Source organism: Rhizobacter sp. Root404, assembly GCF_001425865.1.
Classification (GTDB): domain Bacteria; phylum Pseudomonadota; class Gammaproteobacteria; order Burkholderiales; family Burkholderiaceae_C; genus LMDS01.
This window is the reverse complement of record NZ_LMDS01000004.1, coordinates 1,936,123-1,956,160: the sequence shown is the minus strand read 5'-3', so window position 1 is coordinate 1,956,160 and position 20,038 is coordinate 1,936,123. Positions and strand designations below refer to the sequence as shown.

19 protein-coding genes are annotated in these 20,038 nt (G+C 70.1%); 10 read left to right on the top strand and 9 right to left on the bottom strand.

Annotation, left to right across the window (positions count from 1 at the left end; all coding sequences use genetic code 11):
• Positions 1 to 18: 18 nt before the first annotated feature.
• A complete protein-coding gene (locus ASC76_RS13390) occupies positions 19 to 1,494 on the top strand; it encodes a M20 family metallopeptidase (protein WP_056466478.1) in 1,476 nt (491 codons plus the stop codon).
• 27 nt (positions 1,495 to 1,521) lie between these two features.
• Here the strand turns inward: ASC76_RS13390 and ASC76_RS13385 are convergent, their stop codons facing one another.
• The 5 genes from ASC76_RS13385 to ASC76_RS13365 all read right to left on the bottom strand — a co-directional run bounded on the left by ASC76_RS13385 (position 1,522) and on the right by ASC76_RS13365 (position 6,010).
• Positions 1,522 to 2,421, bottom strand: coding sequence for a hypothetical protein (locus tag ASC76_RS13385; protein ID WP_157615610.1), 900 nt, complete (start codon positions 2,419 to 2,421; stop codon positions 1,522 to 1,524).
• A gap of 18 nt (positions 2,422 to 2,439) precedes the next feature.
• On the bottom strand, positions 2,440 to 3,315 hold the full coding sequence (locus ASC76_RS13380) for an ABC transporter ATP-binding protein (protein WP_056466472.1): 876 nt from the start codon (positions 3,313 to 3,315) through the stop codon (positions 2,440 to 2,442).
• Positions 3,315 to 3,662 (bottom strand): GntR family transcriptional regulator, encoded by a 348-nt coding sequence (locus ASC76_RS13375; RefSeq protein WP_056466469.1) that lies wholly within the window; start codon positions 3,660 to 3,662, stop codon positions 3,315 to 3,317. Before ASC76_RS13375 ends, ASC76_RS13380 begins: the two co-directional genes overlap by 1 nt.
• Before the next feature lie 114 nt (positions 3,663 to 3,776).
• Positions 3,777 to 5,426, bottom strand: a complete 1,650-nt coding sequence (locus ASC76_RS13370; protein WP_056466466.1) for an NAD(P)/FAD-dependent oxidoreductase — start codon at positions 5,424 to 5,426, stop codon at positions 3,777 to 3,779.
• 101 nt (positions 5,427 to 5,527) lie between these two features.
• Complete coding sequence (locus ASC76_RS13365) at positions 5,528 to 6,010, bottom strand: DUF4148 domain-containing protein (RefSeq protein WP_056466463.1); 483 nt, start codon at positions 6,008 to 6,010, stop codon at positions 5,528 to 5,530.
• A 191-nt stretch (positions 6,011 to 6,201) separates the two neighbouring features.
• On the opposite strand from ASC76_RS13365, the gene ASC76_RS13360 reads away from it, so the two are divergent.
• Both ASC76_RS13360 and ASC76_RS13355 read left to right on the top strand, forming a co-directional pair.
• Entirely contained in the window at positions 6,202 to 7,203 is a 1,002-nt protein-coding gene (locus tag ASC76_RS13360) for a LysR family transcriptional regulator (RefSeq protein ID WP_056466460.1), read from the top strand.
• Positions 7,200 to 7,616 carry an excalibur calcium-binding domain-containing protein gene (locus tag ASC76_RS13355; RefSeq protein WP_056466457.1) on the top strand — a complete coding sequence of 139 codons (417 nt, stop codon included), beginning with the start codon at positions 7,200 to 7,202 and terminating at the stop codon, positions 7,614 to 7,616. The genes ASC76_RS13360 and ASC76_RS13355 overlap by 4 nt, the downstream gene beginning before the upstream one ends.
• A gap of 10 nt (positions 7,617 to 7,626) precedes the next feature.
• Here the strand turns inward: ASC76_RS13355 and ASC76_RS13350 are convergent, their stop codons facing one another.
• Positions 7,627 to 8,700 carry an aminoglycoside phosphotransferase family protein gene (locus tag ASC76_RS13350; protein ID WP_157615608.1) on the bottom strand — a complete coding sequence of 358 codons (1,074 nt, stop codon included), beginning with the start codon at positions 8,698 to 8,700 and terminating at the stop codon, positions 7,627 to 7,629.
• Between the two features lie 140 nt (positions 8,701 to 8,840).
• Between ASC76_RS13350 and ASC76_RS13345 the strand changes: the two genes are divergently transcribed.
• The 3 genes from ASC76_RS13345 to rsmA are packed head-to-tail and all read left to right on the top strand — an operon-like array spanning position 8,841 to position 13,303.
• Positions 8,841 to 11,207, top strand: a complete 2,367-nt coding sequence (locus ASC76_RS13345; RefSeq protein ID WP_235580427.1) for an LPS-assembly protein LptD — start codon at positions 8,841 to 8,843, stop codon at positions 11,205 to 11,207.
• Positions 11,200 to 12,534 (top strand): peptidylprolyl isomerase, encoded by a 1,335-nt coding sequence (locus ASC76_RS13340; RefSeq protein ID WP_056466455.1) that lies wholly within the window; start codon positions 11,200 to 11,202, stop codon positions 12,532 to 12,534. Before ASC76_RS13345 ends, ASC76_RS13340 begins: the two co-directional genes overlap by 8 nt.
• A 4-nt stretch (positions 12,535 to 12,538) precedes the next feature.
• Positions 12,539 to 13,303 (top strand): 16S rRNA (adenine(1518)-N(6)/adenine(1519)-N(6))-dimethyltransferase RsmA, encoded by a 765-nt coding sequence (gene rsmA / locus ASC76_RS13335; protein ID WP_056466451.1) that lies wholly within the window; start codon positions 12,539 to 12,541, stop codon positions 13,301 to 13,303.
• A 253-nt stretch (positions 13,304 to 13,556) separates the two neighbouring features.
• On the opposite strand, the gene ASC76_RS13330 is transcribed toward rsmA, so the two are convergent.
• The 3 genes from ASC76_RS13330 to ASC76_RS13320 form a co-directional block, all read right to left on the bottom strand.
• Positions 13,557 to 13,952 carry a barstar family protein gene (locus ASC76_RS13330; protein WP_082549086.1) on the bottom strand — a complete coding sequence of 132 codons (396 nt, stop codon included), beginning with the start codon at positions 13,950 to 13,952 and terminating at the stop codon, positions 13,557 to 13,559.
• 45 nt (positions 13,953 to 13,997) lie between these two features.
• Positions 13,998 to 14,330, bottom strand: a complete 333-nt coding sequence (locus ASC76_RS13325) for a ribonuclease domain-containing protein (protein ID WP_082549187.1) — start codon at positions 14,328 to 14,330, stop codon at positions 13,998 to 14,000.
• A gap of 321 nt (positions 14,331 to 14,651) precedes the next feature.
• Entirely contained in the window at positions 14,652 to 16,949 is a 2,298-nt protein-coding gene (locus ASC76_RS13320) for an NADP-dependent malic enzyme (RefSeq protein ID WP_056467418.1), read from the bottom strand.
• 183 nt (positions 16,950 to 17,132) lie between these two features.
• Here ASC76_RS13320 and thiL point away from each other — a divergent pair, with 183 nt between their 5' ends.
• From thiL to ASC76_RS13300, 4 genes are read left to right on the top strand one after another with little or no spacing between them, the layout of a single operon-like run.
• Positions 17,133 to 18,092: a thiamine-phosphate kinase gene (gene thiL / locus ASC76_RS13315; protein ID WP_056466446.1), complete on the top strand. Its 960-nt coding sequence runs from the start codon at positions 17,133 to 17,135 to the stop codon at positions 18,090 to 18,092.
• Positions 18,089 to 18,643 (top strand): phosphatidylglycerophosphatase A, encoded by a 555-nt coding sequence (locus ASC76_RS13310; protein WP_056466443.1) that lies wholly within the window; start codon positions 18,089 to 18,091, stop codon positions 18,641 to 18,643. Before thiL ends, ASC76_RS13310 begins: the two co-directional genes overlap by 4 nt.
• On the top strand, positions 18,640 to 19,131 hold the full coding sequence (locus ASC76_RS13305) for a CinA family protein (protein ID WP_235580426.1): 492 nt from the start codon (positions 18,640 to 18,642) through the stop codon (positions 19,129 to 19,131). The genes ASC76_RS13310 and ASC76_RS13305 overlap by 4 nt, the downstream gene beginning before the upstream one ends.
• 5 nt (positions 19,132 to 19,136) lie before the next feature.
• Positions 19,137 to 20,036 (top strand): glyoxylate/hydroxypyruvate reductase A, encoded by a 900-nt coding sequence (locus ASC76_RS13300; RefSeq protein WP_056466437.1) that lies wholly within the window; start codon positions 19,137 to 19,139, stop codon positions 20,034 to 20,036.
• Positions 20,037 to 20,038 lie beyond the last annotated feature (2 nt).

Genomic DNA, 20,038 nt, shown 5'->3' with positions numbered 1-20,038 from the left:
GTTGAGGAGAACGACGCCATGAACGCACGCGACCCCCTGCTGCCCGTGCAGCCCGACGAAGCCGACGCCATCGCCCAGTACGCGAGCCGGATGTGGGACGAGGAGATCGTCCCGAAGATCACCGACTACATCGCGATCCCGGCCAAGAGCCCGATGTTCGATGCCGACTGGGCCGCGAACGGCCACATCGAGAAGGTGATACGCGACGCCGCGGCCTGGGTCGAGAGCAAGAACGTGGCGGGGCTGAAGCTCGAGGTGGTGCGCATCGAAGGCCGCACGCCGGTGATCTTCTTCGAGGTGCCGGCCACCAAGGCCGGCAGCACCGACACGATCTGCCTGTACGGCCACCTCGACAAGCAACCCGAGTTCAACGGCTGGCGCAACGACCTGGGTCCGTGGACGCCCAAATACGAGAACGGCCTGCTCTATGGCCGCGGTGGCGCCGACGACGGCTACGCGGTCTATGCCTCGCTCACCGCGATCATGGCGCTCGACAAGCAGGGCATCCCGCGGCCGCGCTGCGTCGGCATCATCGAGAGCTGCGAGGAAAGCGGCTCGTTCGACCTGCCGGCCTACATCGACGCGCTCAAGCCGCGCCTCGGCAACGTCAGCCTGGTCGTCTGCCTCGACAGCGGCGCCGGCAACTACGACCAGCTCTGGCTCACCACCAACCTGCGCGGCATGGTCAGCGGCGTGCTGAAGGTCGAGATCCTGACCGAAGGGGTGCACTCGGGCGATTCCAGCGGGCTGGTGCCGTCGAGCTTCCGCATCCTGCGCCAGGTGCTCGACCGGCTCGAAGACAGCAAGACGGGCGACCTGCTGCCGCAAAGCTTCCACTGCGAGATCCCGGCCGACCGCATCGAACAGACCCGCACGACCGCGGCGATCCTCGGCGACGGGGTCTGGAAGCGCTTCCCGTGGGCCTGCGGCGCCGACGGCACGGTCGCGCTGCCGACCACGACCGACCCGACCCAGGCGCTGCTGAACCGCACCTGGAAGCCGACGCTGAGCGTGACCGGCGCCGACGGCTTCCCGGAACTGAAGAATGCCGGCAACGTGCTGCGCCCCTACACCGCTTTCAAGCTCAGCCTGCGCCTGCCGCCGCTGATCGACGGCAACGAGGCCGCGCTGAAGCTGAAGGCGCTGCTCGAGGACAACGCGCCGTACAACGCCAAGGTCACGTTCTCGCCCGATGGCCGCGCCGGCGCGTTCGGCGCGACCGGCTGGAACGCCCCCAGCCTCGCGCCGTGGCTCGAGAGCGCGCTGAACACGGCCTCGCAGGCGCACTACGGCGCGCCGTGCGGCTACATCGGGCAGGGCGGCACGATCCCGTTGATGAGCATGCTGCAGAAGAGCTTCCCGGCCGCCCAGATGATGGTCTGCGGGGTGCTCGGCCCGAAGAGCAACGCGCACGGCCCGAACGAGTTCCTGCACGTGCCCTACGGCAAGAAGCTCACCGCGGCCGTTGCGCAGGTGATGGCCGCCTGCCCCTGAGCGACGGCCCGGCCGCGTCGCCCGGGCTCAGCCGCTGCGGCTGCGCCGCAGCACCAGCAGCGCGAAGCACGCGGCACTGGCGGCGAGCGCGAACAACGCCAGCGGCTGGGCCAGTTCATGCAGCGCGTCGAGCGCGTCGGCGGCGAACCACCGCGGCGCCTCGGCCATCCAGGCGATCGCCGCCTCGGCGCTGCCGCGGGGCGTCGGCGGCTTGCCGTGCAGCATCGCTAGGCCGGCCTGACGGCCGAGCGCGCTGAGCGTGTCGCCGACGATCGTGATGCCGTACAGCGTCGCCAGCAGCTTGTGACCGAGCGCCAGCACCAGCGCCAGCACCGGCATGCCCCAGCGCTTGAGCCAGGCCGAGGCGGCCATCGTCGCGAGCAGCAGCGGCATCAGCCAGAACAGCGCCAGCAGCACGCCGAGCAGGCCGCGCAGCAGGCCGGTGAGGCCGACGGCGAGCAGCGTCCCCCACGGCAGCGCCAGCGCCTGCGCGCTGCCGAACACCTTCCAGAGCAGCGCGAAGCCGATCGCGTAGCTGAACGCGGCCCCGATCGCGAGCGCCAGCAGCGGCACCACGACCAGGTGCATCAGCAGCGGCGCCGCGACGCTGGCGCTGTGACTCGTCGGCAGGGACAGCCAGAACTCGATCGAGCGGTCCTGGCGGTCGCGCCGCGCCAGCCCCGGCGTCTGGAAGAGCAGCGCGATCGCGGTGATGCCGAGCACCAGCGCCGGCACGCCGAACATCGCCGCGAGCATCATGCCGACCGCCGGCAGCGGGCCGAGCTCGCCGGGGCCGAACTCGACTGTGCCGAACGGCACGACGAGCAGCAGGATCAGCGGCGGCGCGAGCATCAGCGCGAGCCAGCCGCGGTGGTGCTGCATCCATTCGCGCAGCAGCAGGGTGTTGAAGCGGGAGGTGGTGGTCATGGTTTGAGCGGCGGCCATTCAGCCCACCGTCCGGTTCATTTCGGGAGCGCGGGTGAGGGCGACGAACAGGTCGACCAGGCTGGGCTGGAAGCGCTGGCCCAGCGCCGCCACGTCGGCCGGCGGCGGCCCGTCGAACAGCGCCGCGGCCTGGCCCTGCTGGCGGTAGCGCAGCAGCGGGTGCGCCGCGGCCACGCGGTCGGCCGCGGCGGCGTCGTGGCTCAGGCCGACGAAGCGCTGGTCCATGTCGACCAGGCTGGTCGCGAGCACGACGCGGCCTTCGTTGAGCATGATCACGTCGCTGAGCAGCGGCTGGATTTCCTCGACCTGGTGCGTGGAGATCAGCACGCTGCGCTCGCCGTCGCACCACTCGTCGACCAGCATCTCGTAGAACGACTTGCGCGACAGGATGTCCAGGCCGAGCGTCGGCTCGTCCAGCACCATCACGCGCGCGTCGACCGCGGCGATGAGCGCCAGATGCACCTGCACCACCATGCCCTTCGACAGCGTCTTGACCTTGTCGCGCGGGCCGATGCTGGTGCGCTTGAGCAGCGCCCGCGCGCGCTCGGCCGAGAAGCGCGGGTGCAGCCCGCTCATCAGCGTGATCAGCTGGTCGACGCGGGCCCAGCGCGGCAGCACCGCGACGTCCGGGATGTAGCACAGCGACTCCAGCATCGCGACGCGCTCGCGCTGCGGCGCCAGGCCGAGCACGCGCAGCTCGCCGCTGCACGGCACCAGGCCGACCAGCGCCTTCATCAGCGAGGTCTTGCCGGCGCCGTTGTGGCCGAGCAGGCCGACGACGCGGCCGGGCGGGATGGCGAAGTCGATGTGGTCCACGGCGGTCTTGCTGCCGTATTTCACCGTCAGGCCGCGGGCTTCGATCAGGGGCGTGGTCATCAGGGTGTCCAGTTCAGTTCGTCGGGGCCGATGCCGAGCTGGCGCAAGCGCGCCCGCAGCAGCGGCCATTCTTCGTTCAGAAAGCGTTCGCGCTCGGCGCTGCGCAGCCGCGAGCGCGCGCCGGTCTGCACGTACATGCCGACGCCGCGCCGGCTTTCGACCAGGCCGTCGTCGACCAGCATCTGCAGCGCGCGGCCGACCGTCAGCGGGTTGATCAGGTAGCGGCTCGCCAGCGCGCGCACCGAGGGCATCGCTTCGCCCTCGGGCGGGTCGCCGGCCAGCAGCTGGCCGGTCAGGCGGTCCGCCAGCTGCCGGTAGATCGGCGCGGTCTCGTTCCAGGTGTGCATGTCGTCCGTTCAGTGTGTTACTGATGTAGGACACTGTAGCGGCGGCCCGAGCCCCGCGCCCGTGCTTTGCGACAGGCTGCAGCAGCGGCCGACGAACCGCAATGGCGGCGCCGTTCAGGCGGGCAACTTCAGCAGCCTGCGCGCCAGCGCCTCGGCGACCTCGATCCCGTCGACCCCGGCCGACATGATCCCGCCGGCGTAGCCTGCGCCCTCACCGGCCGGGTACAGGCCCTGTACGTTCAGGCTCTGGAAATCGCGCCCGCGCGTGATCCGCAGCGGCGACGAGGTGCGGGTCTCGACGCCGGTGAGCATCGCGTCGGGCATCGAGAAGCCGCGGATCTGGCGCTCGAACGCCGGGAGCGCCTCGCGGATCGCGTCGATCGCGTAGCCGGGCAGCGCGGCGTGCCCGGGCGCGCCGAGGTCGGTCGGCTTCACGCCGGGCTTGTACGACGGCAGCACGCTGCCGAACGCCGTCGATCGCGTGCCCTGGAGGAAATCGCCGACGAGTTGGCCGGGCGCCTCGTAGTTGCCGCCGCCGAGCTCGAACGCGCGCGATTCCCAGAAGCGCTGGAACGCGATGCCGTCGAGCGGATTCACCGGGCCGTCGGCGTGCCCGTCCTGCCGGTAGTCCTGCGGCGCGATGCCGACGACGATGCCGGCGTTCGCGTTGCGCTCGTTGCGCGAATACTGGCTCATGCCGTTCGTGACGACGCGGCCCGGCTCGGACGTGGCCGCCACCACCGTGCCGCCGGGGCACATGCAGAAGCTGTAGACCGAGCGGCCATTCTGCGCGTGGTGGACCAGTTTGTAGTCGGCCGCGCCGAGGATCGGGTGGCCGGCGTTCGGCCCGAAGCGCGCACGGTCGATGATCGACTGCGGGTGCTCAATGCGAAAGCCGATCGAGAACGGCTTCGGTTCCATGAACACGCCGCGCGCGTGCAGCATCTCGAAGGTGTCGCGGGCGCTGTGCCCGAGCGCGAGCACGACGTGCTCGGCGGCGATCTGCTCGCCGTCGTTCAGCGTGACGCCACGCACCGCGCCGCCCTCGATCAGCACATCGGTCACGCGCTGCCCGAAGCGGATCTCGCCGCCCAGCGCCTCGATCTCCGCGCGCATCTTCTCGACCATGCCGACCAGCCGGAACGTGCCGATGTGCGGCTTCGCGACGAACAGGATCTCCTCCGGCGCGCCCGCCTTGACGAACTCGGCCAGCACCTTGCGCGTCAGGTGGCGCGGGTCGCTGATCTGGCTCCACAGCTTGCCGTCGGAGAAGGTGCCCGCGCCACCCTCGCCGAACTGCACGTTCGACTCCGGATTCAGCACGTTCCTGCGCCACAGGCCCCAGGTGTCCTGGGTGCGCTCGCGCACGGCCTTGCCGCGTTCGAGGACGATCGGCCGCAGGCCCATCTGCGCCAGGATCAGTGCCGCGAAGATGCCGCAGGGGCCGAAGCCGATCACGACCGGGCGCGGCTCGCGCGGCCAGTCGAGCGGCGCGTGGCCGACGAAGTGGTAGGCCGTGTCCGGCGTCGGCCGGATGTGCGGCTGGCCGGCCAGCCTGGCGAGCACGACGGCCTCGTCGCGCACCTCGCAATCGACGGTGTAGATCAGCACGATCGCGGCCTTCTTGCGCGCGTCGTAGCTGCGCTTGAAGACGGTGAACGCGGTCAGCGCGTCGTCGGCGATGCCGAGCCGCGCGACGATCGCCGGACGCAGGGCGTCGTCGGCGTGGCCGAGCGGCAGGCGCAGTTCGGTGATGCGCAGCACGTCAGGGGGCGAGGGTCGTCAGCATGAGCCCGCTATTGTCGCCGTGCCATGAAAAAGGCCGCCCGCAGGCGGCCTGTGTCGCGTGGTGCGCGCGGCGGCGATCAGCTCGCGTCGCGGGCGAACTTCGCCTTGACGCGCTGCGCGAACGTCGCCGAGGCGGCGTGCTGGTTGGCTTGGCGGGTCAACGAGGCCACGTCGTCGTAGTCGGTGCGTTGCAGCGTGCCGGCGCGGGCGGCTTGCAGCACCTCGTCCTTCACCTCGCTGCGGGCCAGCGTCGAGGTCTCCAGGACCTGCGTGCCGAACGGGTTGTAGGTGCGGTTCGCGTCGGGGCCGACCAGCGCCTTGCGGGCCTGCTTGGCCTGCGCCAGCTCGACGGCGACTTGCTGGCGCGTCACGGTCGACGCGACGGCTTGCGGGCGGTACGAACCGACGTCGTAGTCGGTGCGGCGCAGCGTGCCGTTGGCGATGGCTTGCTGGGTCTCGGCGTTGACCTGCGCGCGGGTGATCGGCGCTTCGCCGGCAAACGCCAGCGAGCTGATCAACGAGACGGCGACGGTGGCGGCATAGAGGAACTTGCTGTTCATGGTGATGACTTTCGATCCAATGTGATTGACGTTCCGGGCAGGGCGGCGGTTGTTGTTCGGTGCCGTCTTGTCCAACCTCGGTGAGGTCTTCCTCATCGATGGGATGAACTGTAGGCATTGCCGAAGCATCAATAAACAGCGTATGGTTCAATTGCGCATTGCTGAAATAGAAACAAAGCCGGGAGTTGCACATGGACCGACTGCATTCCATGCGGGTGTTCTCGCGGGTCGTCGACGAAGGCAGCTTCGCCCGGGCCGCCCGTGAGCTGAACCTGTCGCCCGCGGTCGTGACGCGGCTTGTCGCCGACCTCGAGGAGCACCTGGGCTCGCGGCTGATCAACCGCACGACGCGCCGCCTGTCGCTCACGGACACCGGCGAGCTCTACCTCGAACGCGTCCGCCACATCCTGACGGAAGTGGAAGAGGCCGAGGCGCTGGCGACGGCCGCCACCGCCGAGCCGCGCGGCCACCTGCGCGTGCTGTGCCCGCCGGCCTTCGCGGTGCACCAGATCGCCAAGCACCTGCCGAAGTTCCGCGCGCTCTACCCGCGCGTCTCGATCGAGCTGTCGGTGCCGGGGCCGGTCGAGACGGTCGACGAGAACTTCGACGTCAGCATCCTCACCGAAGGCCGGCGCCCGCTGGATGGCAACTTCATCGCGCGGCGGCTGGCGCGTTCGGAAGTCGTGCTCTGCGCGTCCCCCGAATACCTGGACAAGCGCGGCCGGCCGCAGCACCCCAAGGACCTGGAGAGCCACGAATCGATGGTGCCGCCGTTCCTGCGCGAACTGGTACTGGAAACCGGCGCCGGCGGCGACGACGAGCCGCCCGGCGAGTCCTACACGCTGGTGCCCAAGCGTTCCGGGCTCAGCACCATCCACACCGACACCATGTACGCAGCGGCGCTGGCCGGCCTGGGCATCACCGGGCTGCCGTCGTTCGTCGCCGAGGATGCGCTGCTCGAGAACGCGCTGGAGCGCGTGCTGCCGCAATGGCACCTGTTCACGACCACGCTCTACGCCGGCATGCCGACCCGCAAGCACGTGCCGGCGCGCACCCGCGTGTTCGTCGACTTCCTGGTCAAGACCTTCGGGGGCGAGGAGCGCGACCCGTGGCTGATCGCCGCCGGCTGCGAGACCCAGTCGCGGCCGAAGAAGGGCGCGCCGGTGCAGGCGTCGCTGGAGTTGACCGCATGAGCAGCTCTCGGTTTCTGACCCTGGCCCTGGCGGCCGCGCTCGGCTGCGCGATGGCGCGTGTCGAAGCCGCGCCGCCGAACAAGTGCGTGGTGAACGGGACGGTCACCTATCAGCAGGGGCCTTGTGCCTCGGGCCAGATTCGCAAGCAGCCGACGCTCGAAGAACTCAACGCCGCGGAGAAACAGCGGCGTGCCGCGGCCGTGGCGACGAAGATCGAGCAGGCACCGCCGGTCCCATCACCGGCGCCGGCGGTCGCGGTCAGGGCCGGCGACTTCCGCTGCGACGGCCGGCAGTACTGCTCGCAGATGAAGTCGTGCGCCGAGGCGAAGTACTTCCTGCTCAGCTGCTCGGGCGTGAAGATGGACGGCGACCACAACGGCGTCCCGTGCGAGAAGCAGTGGTGCGCACGTTGACCCGCGCCGGCTAGTAGAACCCTTCGACCCGCTCTGCCCCCATCAGCGGTTCCAGCAGGCGCGACAGCGGCCGCAACGCGTTGTAGCGCGACGCGACCTTGTGCGCGTAGTTGAAGAAGCGCGGCAGGTCGGTGCTGTAGTTCGGCTTGGCGTCGCGGTGCTTCAGGCGGCAGAAGATGCCGAGCACCTTGAGATGGCGCTGCAAGCCCATCCACTCGACCTGACGCCAGAACTCGCCGAAGTCGTCGGGCAGTTCGAGGCCGGCCTTGCGCGCTGCCTGCCAGTAGCGCACCGCCCAGTCGATCTCGAGTTCCTCGTCCCACGAAATGAACGCGTCGCGCAGCAGGCTCGCGAGGTCGTAGCTGATCGGGCCGCGCACCGCGTCCTGGAAGTCGAGGATCCCGGGATTGTTCTCGGCCGTGACCATCAGGTTGCGCGGCATGAAGTCGCGGTGCACCGCGACGGTGGGTTGCGCGAGTGCGCTGGCGACCAGCGCGTCGCAGGCGGCGGCCCAGGTCCGCTGCTCGTCGGCGGTCCAGGTGACGCCGCACTCGCGGGTCACGCACCAGTCGGGGAACAGCTGCAGCTCGCGGCGCAGCAGCGCGTCGTCGTACGGCGGCAGCGCGCTCGCGTCGGCGCGGGTCTGCCACTGGACGAGCGCGCGGATCGCGTCGCGCATCAGGCTCTCGCGCCGCGCGGCGTCGTCGCGCGCGACCGCCTCGTTGAGCGCGTTCAGGTAAAGCGTGCTGCCGAGGTCGGTGAGCAGCAGGAAGCCGTGGTCGGCATCCTGTTCGAGGACGCTCGGTGCATGAAGCCCGGCACGCTCGAGCAGTGCGGCGATCGCGACGAACGGCCGCACGTCCTCCTGCGGCGGCGGGGCGTCCATGACGATGAAGCTCGCGCCACGACCGTCGATCCGGAGGTAGCGCCGGAAGCTGGCGTCGCTCGAGGCGGCGCGCAGCGTCCCCGTATCGAGGCCGTGCGCTGGCGCGATGCGCGCCAGCCAGGCGTCGAAGGCCGAGTGGCGGGCAGCATCGGGCCACGCAACGGCGGTGGCGGACGCGGGGGAAGTCGGGGTGCTCAATCGGTGGTGTCGCTGGAGGGCTCGTGGATAATCGATTCTACAAACCACACTGCCCCGGGCAGCCTGGGTGACGGCACCCCGCCATCACTGCGGCGCGCCACGGCCGGCGACTCCCCAACGCTCTCGATCGTCACTCCTTGGTGCTGCACTCCCGACCCTGCCTCGCGCGCCCGCTCCTGACGCCACTCGCGGCCGCGCTGGCTGCGGCGCTCGCGGCGCCGGTGTGCGCGCAGGACCGGGGTCCGGACGAGCCGATCGAGCTGCGCGCCTCGCCCGCGCTGCAGCCGCCGGTACGCGGCGAAGCCGCCAACCGGCTGCCGATCATCCTGAACGCGCAGTCGGTGAGCGGCAGCCCCGATCTCGACGCGGTCGCCGAGGGGAACGTCGAGTTCCGCCGCAGTGGCACGGTGATCCGCGCCGACAAGCTGCGCTACGAGCAGGTCGACGACCTCGCGACCGCGCTCGGCCACGTGCGCATCAGCCGCGACGGCAATGTCTACAGCGGCCCCGAGCTGCAGCTGAAGGTGCAGCGCTTCGAGGGCTTCTTCCGCAACCCGACCTACTACTTCGCGCGCACCGGCGCGGGCGGCACGGCGCAGCGCATCGACTTCCTCGACGAGCAGCGCGCGACCGCGACCGCCGCGACCTACACGAGTTGTCCCGCCGATGACACCGGCAGCGGCAACGGCCCGGCGTGGCTGCTGACCACCGACAAGGTGCACCTCGATTTCGCCACCAACGAGGGCATCGCCGAGGGCGGCGTGCTGCGCTTCTATGGCGTGCCGATCCTGGCGGCGCCGCGCCTGAGCTTTCCGCTCACCGACGACCGCAAGTCGGGTTGGCTGCCGCCGAGCATGGGGCTGGATTCGAAGAGCGGTTTCCAGTTCTCGATGCCGTACTACTGGAACATCGCGCCGAACCGCGATGCGACGATCACGCCGGCAATCAGCACGCGGCGCGGGCCGTCGGTGGAAACCGAGTTCCGCTACCTCGAGCCGAACTACGCCGGCGAGGTCAAGCTCAACCTGATGCCGAACGACCGCGTCAACGGCAAGGAGCGTTATGCGCTGGCGGCCGCACACGACAGCGACTTCGGCAACGGCCTGCGCCTGCAGATGCGCGCGCTGCGCGTCTCGGACGACGACTACTGGAAGGACTTCCCACGCGACGTCTCCTCGAGCCTGACGCCGCGCCTGCTGCCGTCCGATTTCCAGGTCAGCCGCCCGTTCGGCGACTGGACCACCTACGCCCGGGTGCAGAAGTGGCAGGTGCTGCAGACGGTCGACCCGACCACGCGCATCGAGGCGCCGTACGAGCGGGCTCCGCAGCTCGGCGCGCGCTACGGCGGGCGCTTCGGGCCGGGATTCCAAGTCGGCTTCGAGACCGAGTTCAACCGCTTCACCGACCCCACCAACGCGTCGCTCGTGCCGCGCCCCACCGGCAACCGCGTGCATGCACTGGGCAGCGTCGCGTGGCCGTACGTCACGCCGGGCTGGACGCTGACGCCGAAGATCGCGTTCAACGCCGCGTCGTACGCCGTCGACCAGCCGCCCGGCGCCTCGACCGGCGCGGCGAACGGCTCGCGCGTCATCCCGACCGTGAGCCTGGACAGCGCCTGGGTGTTCGAGCGCGACACCCGCTTCTTCGGCAAGGCGATGCGCCAGACGCTGGAGCCGCGCCTGCTGTACGTCAACACGCCGTACCGGGACCAGAGCGGGCTGCCGAACTTCGACGCCTACGCGAAGGATTTCAACTTCGATTCGATCTTCACCGAGAGTGCGTTCTCGGGCGTCGATCGCGTCTCGGACGCGCACCAGGTCACCGCCGGCGTGACGACCCGCTTCATCGACCCGGACACCGGCGCCGAGCGCCTGCGCCTGGGCCTGGCGCAGCGCTACCTGCTGCGCGACCAGTTCGTCACGCCCGACGGCAAGCCGCTGACCCAGCGCTTCTCCGACCTGCTGCTGCTGGGCTCGACGACGGTGATCCCGTCGTGGTCGCTCGACGCCTCGGTGCAGTACAGCCCCGACAGCAACCGCGTCTCGCGCTCGGTGGTCGGCGCCCGCTACTCGCCGGGGCCCTACCGCACGATCAGCGCGACCTACCGGCTGACCCGCGGCCTCAGCGAGCAGGTCGAGCTCGGCTGGCAGTGGCCGCTCTATGGCCCGACGCCGGATGCCTCGCGGCCGCGCTCGACCGACGGCAGCGGCTGCCAGGGCAGCTGGTATGGTGTCGGGCGCGTCAACTACAGCACGCTGGAGCGCCGGCTGGTCGATGCGGTGGTCGGCGTCGAGTACGACGCGGGCTGCTGGATCGGCCGCGTCGTCGCGACGCGCCAGTCCACTGGCCTGTCCGAAGCCACGACCCGATTGCTGTTCCAGCTGGAACTCGTCGGCCTGTCCCGACTCGGAAGCAACCCGCTCCAGGTCTTGAAGGACAATATCCCCGGTTACAAGCTGCTGCGCGAAGGCCGTGCGGTGGCGCCAGCGTCGAGTGCCTATGACTGAATTCCCGTTCTTCCGCCGCGCTGCCCTGCGCACCGCGAGCGTGCTCGCGCTGTGCTTGGCCGTGCCGCTCGCGCCCGCGCAGACCCGATCGTCGTCTGCGCCGAGCATGGCCGACTACATCGTCGCCGTCGTCAACCAGGAGCTGGTCACCAACGGCGAGCTGCAAGCCCGGCTGGCGCGGATCCGCGAAGAGGCGGCGCGCGCCAACCAGACCCTGCCGCCGCCGGCCGAGCTGCGCAAGCAGGTGCTCGATGCGCTGATCGACGAACGCGTGCAGGTCACCAACGCCCGCGAGACCGGTCCGAAGATCGACGAGGCCGAGGTCGACCGCGCGGTCGCCAACGTCGCGGTGCAGAACCAGATGACGATGCCGCAATTGCGCGCGCGGTTGCAGCAGCAGGGGATGGCGTACAGCACATTCCGCAACAACGTGCGCGACCAGCTGGCGGTCGAGCGCGTGCGCGAGCGGGAGGTCAACCAGCGCATCCGGATCACCGACAGCGATGTCGACGCGCTGATCGAGCAGCGCCGCGCCGCCAGCGGCAACGGCGTCCAGTTGAACCTGGCGCAGATCCTGGTCACGGTGCCGGAGAACGCGAGCGCGGAGGTGGTCGCGCAGCGCCGCGCGCGTGCCGAGGCGGCGCTCGCGCGGGTGCGCGGCGGGGAGGATTTCATCGCGGTCGCGCGCGAAATCTCCGAGGACGGCAACAAGGCACAGGGCGGCGTGATCGGCCTGCGCCAGGCCGATCGCCTGCCGGACGTGTTCGTCGAGGCGGTGCGCGGGCTGAAGTCGGGCGAGATCGCGCCGACGTTGCTGAAGAGCGGCGCCGGCTTCCACGTGCTGAAGGTGATCACGCGCCAGGAAGGCGCGGCGTTCTCGGTGCAGCAGACGCATGCGCGCCACATCCTGCTGCGCGTCTCGCCGCAGTTGTCGGCCGAGGCCGCGGGCCGGCGCCTGGCCGAGTTCAAGCGCCAGATCGTCGCGGGCACCAAGTCATTCGAGCAGCTGGCACGCGAGAACTCCGAGGACGGCTCGGCGCAGATCGGCGGCGACCTGGGTTGGACTTCGCCCGGCACCTTCGTGCCCGAGTTCGAGGAGACGATGAACGCCCTCCCGATCAACGGCATTTCCGAGCCGGTGCTCTCGCGCTTCGGCGTGCACCTGATCCAGGTGCTGGAGCGGCGCGAAGTGCTGCTCGATGCGAAGCAGCAGCGCGAGCAGGCGCGCAACGTGCTGCGCGAGCAGAAGTTCGAAGCCGCCTACCTCGACTGGGTGCGCGACCTGCGCGGCCGCGCCTACATCGAGATGCGCGAAGCGCCGCAGTGAGCACTTGAAACACATCGCGCGGAAGCGCTTCGGGCAGCATTTTCTGACCGATGGCGCGATCATCGACGCGATCGTCGATGTGATCGATCCGCAGCCCGGCGAGGTCCTGGTCGAGATCGGGCCAGGCCTGGGCGCGATGACCGATCCGCTGGTCGCGCGCTGCAAAGCGCTGACCGTCATCGAACTGGACCGCGACCTGGCCGCGCGCCTGCGCCGCCGCCCCGAGCTCACGGTGATCGAGTCCGACGTGTTGCAGGTCGACTTCGCCGCGCTGGCCGAGCAGCACGGCCAGGCGCTGCGCGTGGTCGGCAACCTGCCGTACAACATCTCGACGCCGATCCTGTTCCACCTGCTCGGCGTGACCGACCGCGTGGTCGATCAGCACTTCATGCTGCAGAAGGAAGTCGTGGACCGGATGGCCGCCGAGCCGGGCGGCAAGGACTACGGGCGCCTGAGCGTGATGCTGCAGTGGCGCTACGCGATCGAATCGGTGCTGGACGTGCCGCCCGAGTCGTTCGACCCGCCGCCGCGGGTCGATTCGGCGATCGTGCGGATGCGCCCGCTGCGGCCCGCCGCGCCGGTCGACGCGGCGCTGCTCGAGGAACTGGTGCGGGTCGCGTTCTCGCAGCGTCGCAAGGTGTTGCGCAACACGCTCGGCCGCTGGCTCGACGAGCGTGGGTATGCCGGCGACTTCGCCCTGCAGCGGCGGGCCGAGGAGGTGCCGGTGGCGGAATACCTCGCGCTCGCGGCCGCGCTGGCGGCGCAATAGCAAAGCCCCGCGCGGCGCGAGCCGGGCGGGGCAGCGATTTCAGACGCCGGATGCGGCCTGTGCCGCCTGTCCGGCGACGCGGCTCACGCCGCGTTCAGCCACATCGCGGTATCGAACGCGCTGCTCATCATCGGCATGTTCATGCCGAAGGTGCTGTTGGCGGCGCTCTTGGCGGCCGGCTTGGCGGGCTTGTCTGCCACGGCGGGGGTCACTTCGGTAGCCCGCTCCCAAGACGCGAGGTCTTGTGAGCGGGCTACTGAAAAGAATAGAAGCACCTGAACGGTATTTTTCGCTCCGCCCAGAAGTCCGCCGCGTCGCGGAACACGTCGAGCAGTTGCTCGCGCGCCTCGCGGTCGAAGCGCGGGTTGTCCGGCAACTGCTCCAGCACCACCACGAAGCCAGGCTGCGCGCCGGACTTGTGAACCAGGTCGGTCATGCAGTCGTAGAGCGCGTCCAGGTTCTTGCCGAAGTGCGCCGGAAACATGAAGGCCTGGGCGATGCCTTCGAGGACGTCCTGCTTGGACTGGGCCGCGGTCAGGTTCGCATAGAGGAAATGCTGCTCGGCGCCTTGCGCCGCCTGCATCAGATCTTCGACGCGAAACGCGCGGATCGATTGAACAATGTTCGGACGGACTGTCTGCAACAGCATGGTCACGTTCCTCCTCGTGTCAAAAAACAAAAACGTTGCGGCCGGTCACTGCACGATGCGTCGGAACGACGTGTAGTGGTCGGCGGTATAGAAACAGACGTCGGGGCGCGTCGCCGGCACGCCGCCGCAGACGATGCGCCGCGCGCCTCGGTCCCGCGCCCCCGGGGTCTCGACCGTGTACTCGTGGTAGTAGCCGCGTGGCTTGCCCGGCAGCGCCCGCTCACGGTTAGCGAACACTGCGCCGTCCTTGCGATGCGGAAAGGGCCCCCCAGCGTGGATCAACCGGTGGGTCGCCTGCGCCTCGGCCGGCAACCTTGCCAACGCCACCGCAGACACCGTCTCCGGCCGTGAGCCCCTGGCCTGAACCGAACCGGCCATCAGGACCGCGCCTGCCAATGTGACCAACAGCCCCGTCTTGTGCAGGGCTTGCCACCACGGTGGCCGACCGGAGAGAAACACGGGAAATCCCTGAATTCAGAAGCCGCGATGTTACCGAATCGGGCCGGAAACCTCAAGCGCCTGCCTCAAAATGGGGCAATCGCGGCCCCGGCTTTGTGGGCGCTCACTCTGCTTTTCGGCTATTTCCAGCCGTTATGGTGGGCGAAATTCGTCCACCGTCAACTGGACGTTCGCCCTGAAAAGGCGTGCTGACAAAGCCTTCGGGTTTTCCCGGTCATTGGCTGAAGGGTGTTTTTCGGCTCAGCGCGCGGCGTTCGCGTCCGCGACGGTCAGCGCGGTCATGTTGATGATCCGGCGCACCGTGGCCGACGGCGTCAGGATGTGCACCGGCTGGGCCGCGCCCAGCAGCACCGGACCGATCGCGATGCCGCCGCCGGCGGCGGTCTTCAGCAGGTTGTAGCTGATGTTGGCGGCGTCGATGTTCGGCAGCACCAGCAGGTTGGCTTCGCCGGTCAGCCCGCTGTTCGGCATGATGGTCTTGCGGTAGGCGCCGTCCAGCGCGGTGTCGCCGTGCATCTCGCCGTCGACCTCCAGCCAGGGCGCCTGCTGCTGCAGCAACGCGAGCGTCTCGCGCATCTTCACGGCCGACGGCTGGTTGCTCGAGCCGTAGTTGCTGTGCGAGAGCAGGGCCGCCTTCGGCTGCAGGCCGAAGCGCATCATTTCCTCGGCTGCCATCACGGTGATCTCGGCCAGCTGCTCGGCGGTCGGGTCGTAGTTGACGTGGGTGTCGACCAGCATCACCTGCCGGCCCGGCAGCACCAGGCCGTTCATGCAGGCGTAGGTCTTGGAGCCCTCGCGCTTGCCGATCACCTGGTCGATGTAGTGCAGGTGCAGCGCGGTCGTGCCCCAGGTGCCGCAGAGCATGCCGTCGACCTCGCCGGTCTTGAGCAGCATCGCGCCGATCAGCGTCAGGCGCCGGCGCATCTCGATCTTGGCGAGCTGCGCGGTCACGCCCTTGCGCTCGGTCATGCGGTGATACGTCTGCCAGTAGTCGCGGAAGCGGTGGTCGTTCTCGGTGTTGACCAGGTCGTAGTCGGTGCCGGCTGTCAGTCGCAGGCCGAACTTCTCGATGCGCTGCGCGATCACCTCGGGGCGACCGATCAGCGTGGGCCGCGCCAGGTTCTCGTCGACGACGACCTGCACCGCGCGCAGCACGCGTTCCTCTTCGCCCTCGGCATAGGCCACGCGCTTGTGCGCCGCGCGCTTGGCCATCGTGAAGATCGGCTTCATCGTCGTGCCGGAGGCGTAGACGAAGGTCTGCAGCTTTTCGCGGTAGGCGTCCATGTCCTCGATCGGGCGCGCGGCCACGCCCGAGTCGGCCGCGGCCTTGGCGACGGCCGGCGCGATCTTCATCATCAGGCGCGGGTCGAACGGCTTCGGAATCAGGTTCTCGGGCCCGAAGCTCAGCGACGCGCCTGCATAGGCCGCCGCGACCACCTCGTTCTGCTCGGCCTGCGCGAGCTCGGCGATCGCGTGGACCGCCGCGATCTCCATCTCGATCGTGATCGTGGTCGCGCCGCAATCGAGCGCGCCGCGGAAGATGTACGGGAAGCACAGGACGTTGTTGACCTGGTTCGGGTAGTCGCTGCGGCCGGTGGCGATCAGCGCGTCGCTGCGCACCTCCAGGACCTCCTCGGGGAGGATCTCGGGCGTCGGGTTCGCGAGCGCGAAGATCATCGGGTTCGGCGCCATCGTCGCGACCATCTGCTTCTTCAGCACGCCGCCGGCGGACAGGCCGAGGAAGATGTCCGCGCCCTTGATCACGTCGGCCAGCGAGCGCGCATCGGTCTTCTGCGCGAACTGGACCTTGTCCTCGTCCATCAGTTCGGTGCGGCCCTCGTAGACCACGCCGGCCAGGTCGGTGACCCAGATGTTCTCGCGCGGCAGGCCGAGCTTCATCAGCAGGCCCAGGCAGGCCAGCGCCGCGGCGCCGGCGCCCGAGGTCACGAGCTTGACCTGGTCGATGCGCTTTCCGGCGACCTTCAGCGCGTTCAACAGCCCGGCGCCGACGACGATCGCGGTGCCGTGCTGGTCGTCGTGGAAGACCGGAATCTTCATGCGCGCACGCAGCTGGCGCTCGACATAGAAGCAATCGGGCGCCTTGATGTCCTCGAGGTTGATGCCGCCGAAGGTCGGCTCCAGCGCGGCGATGTGGTCGACCAGCTTGTCGAGGTCGTTCTCGGCGATCTCGATGTCGAACACGTCGATGCCGGCGAACTTCTTGAACAGCACGCCCTTGCCTTCCATCACCGGCTTGCTCGCGAGCGGGCCGATGTTGCCCAGGCCGAGCACCGCGGTGCCGTTGGTGATCACCGCGACCAGGTTGCCGCGCGAGGTGTATTTGAACGCCGCGGCCGGGTCGGCCACGATCTCCTCGCACGCGAACGCCACGCCGGGCGAATACGCCAGGGCCAGATCACGCTGGTTCACCATCTGCTTGGTCGCATGGATGGCCACCTTGCCGGGCGTCGGGAACTGGTGATAGTCGAGCGCGTCGCGGCGGAGTTCGGCGGCCTTCTGTTCGGCGTTGGTGGACATGCGGTTGTCTCGGTGATGGTTGTCGGAGCCGCAGCGCATGCCAAGCACGCACGCCGCGGGCCGATGATTGTAGAAGTCGGGCGCGTCGCGCGGCGCCGCCGCGGGCCACGCGGATAATGCCGATGCCGCATGTGCGCAGGTTCGCGCCGCATGCCGGCCTCCCCTCCACCCACCGACCCATCGATGTCCCTCGGCGAGTTCGACCTGATCGCGAAGTACTTCACCCGCACCGTCACGCGCGCGGCGCTCGGCGTCGGCGACGACTGTGCGCTGTTCGCGACCTCGCCGGGCATGCAGCTCGCGGTGTCGAGCGACATGCTGGTCGAAGGCCGCCATTTCCTGCCGACCGTCGACCCCGAACGCCTCGGCCACAAGGCGCTCGCGGTGAACCTGAGCGATCTGGCGGCCTGCGGCGCGAAGCCGCTCGCGTTCACGCTCGCGCTGGCGATGCCGCGGGTCGACGAGCGCTTCCTCGAAGGCTTCGCACGCGGCCTGCTCGCGCTGGCGGACGCGCACGGCTGCGAGCTGATCGGCGGCGACACCACGCAAGGCCCGCTGAACCTGTGCATCACGGTGTTCGGCGAGGTGCCGCAAGGCCAGGCGCTGCTGCGCTCGGGCGCGCAGGCGGGCGACGACCTGTACGTGAGCGGCACGCTGGGCGATGCGCGGCTCGCGCTCGAGGCGTTCCGCGGCACCGTGGCGCTCGTCGGGGATGCGTTCGAGCGCGTGCGCGTCGCGATGGAGCGACCGCAGCCGCGCGTCGCGCTCGGCCTGGCGCTGCGCGGCATCGCGACCAGCGCGATCGACGTCTCCGACGGCCTGCTCGGCGATCTGGCGCACGTGCTGCGCCGCTCGGCGCTCGGCGCCGAGGTGAACGTCGACGCGCTGCCGCGCAGCGCGGAGCTGGGCGCGCTGCCGCGCGCGTTGCAGCGCACCTGCACGCTGGCAGGCGGCGACGACTACGAGCTGGTCTTCACCGCGCCGCCGGCGCGCGCCGCGCAGGTCGAGGCCGCGGCGCGGGCCGCGCAGGTCCGCGTCACGCGCATCGGTCGCGTCGTCGCCGAGGGCAGGCTGCGCCTGCTCGACGACGTCGGTGCGAGCGTGCCGAACACGTTCGGCTCCTTCGACCACTTCAAGGCATGAGCGATCCGACGCCCTCGCTCAATCCGCCGCTCCCCATCGCGGCGCGCAAGCCGACCTGGCGCTTCCTGCTCGCGCACCCGGCGCATGCGATCGCGCTGGGCTTCGGCAGCGGGCTGTCGCCGGTCGCGCCGGGCACGGTCGGCACGCTGTGGGCGTGGGTCGCGTTCCTGGTCCTGCAGCCGCACATGACCGACCTGCGCTGGGCGCTGCTGATCGGCGTCGGCAGCCTGGTCGGCTGGTGGGCCTGCACGGTGACGGCGCGCCATCTCGCGGTCGCCGACCCCGGTGCGATCGTCTGGGACGAGGTGCTCGCGTTCTGGCTCGTGCTGTGGCTGGTGATGCCGGCCGGCCTGTGGGCGCAGGCGGTCGCCTTCCTGCTGTTTCGCGCGTTCGACGCGGCCAAGCCCGGCCCGGTGGCCTGGGCCGACAAGCTGTTCAAGCTGAAGCGCGGCATGCCGATCGGCTGGGCGCAGGGCTTCGGCATCCTGCTCGACGACTTCGTCGCGGCGCTGTGCGCGCTGTTCGTGATCGCGCTGTGGAGGTTCGTGTGAAGGATGTCGAGCCGCTGGTGCTCGCGCTCGCCGACGCGCTGCGCCGGCGCGGGTTGAAGCTCGCGACCGCCGAGTCGTGCACCGGCGGGATGATCGCCGCCGCCTGCACCGCGGTCGCCGGGTCGAGCGACTGGTTCGAGCGCGGCTTCGTGACCTACTCGAACCAAGCCAAGGTCGAGGCGATCGGCGTCGATGCCGCGCTCGTCGCCGCGCACGGCGCGGTCAGCCGCGAGGTGGCGCTGGCAATGGCGGAGGGCGCGCTCGCGCACTCGGGGGCGCAGCTGGCCGTCGCGGTCACCGGCATCGCCGGGCCGACCGGCGGCACGCCCACCAAACCGGTCGGCACGGTCTGGCTGGCCACCGCCCGCGCGGGCGAGGCCACGCGCGCCGAGCTGCTGCAACTCCACGGCGACCGCGCGGCGATTCGCGCGGAAACGGTGCGCCAGGCGTTGCAACGGCTGATCGACCGCGCGAACGGCGCCGGCTGACGGCGATGGCGATCCTCGTCGCGGCCGGGTTCGACGCTGCCGACTGGGCGGCGTGGTGGCCACTGCTCGAGGCGGCACTGCCGGGCGAGCGCCTGCTGCGCGACCTTCACGGCGTATCGCCCGACCAGATCGACGTCGCGCTCGTCGCGAACCCGCCGGTCGGCAGCCTGCGCGGACTGCCGAACCTGCGGCTGATCCAGTCGCTGTGGGCCGGCGTCGACCGCCTGCTCGACGACGCCAGCGTGCCGGCCGACGTGCCGCTCGCCCGGATGGTCGACCCGGCGATGAACGAGACGATGGCGCAGACCGCGCTGTGGGCCGTCGCGAGCCTGCAGCGCGGCTTCTTCGACTACGCGGCGCAGCAGCGTGCCGGCGTGTGGCGGCAACATGCGCTGCGGCGTGCCGACGAGTTCGCGGTCGCGGTGCTCGGCGCTGGCCAGATGGGACGCGCGGCGGCGCGGCGGCTGACCGAGCAGGGCCATCCGGTCGATGTCTGGAGCCGCGACGCCGGCCCGCTCGAGGCGGTGCTCGCGCAGGCCGACGCGGTCGTCAACCTGCTGCCGCTGACGCCCGCGACGCGTGGGCTGTTCGATGCGCGGACCTTCGCACAGATGCGGCGCGGCGCGAGCCTCGTGAACCTCGCGCGCGGCGCGCACGTCGTCGAGGGCGACCTGCTCGCCGCGCTCGCCAGCGGCCATCTGCGCCACGCGGTGCTCGACGTGTTCGCGACCGAGCCGCTGTCGGCCGGCCACCCGTTCTGGTCGCATCGGTCGATCACGGTGCTGCCGCATGTCGCGGCACCGACCGACCCTCGAAGCGCCGCGCTGATCGCCGCGCGCAATGTCGCCGCGCTGCGCCGCGGCGAGCCGCTGCAGAACCTCGTCGACCGCACCCGCGGCTACTGAGA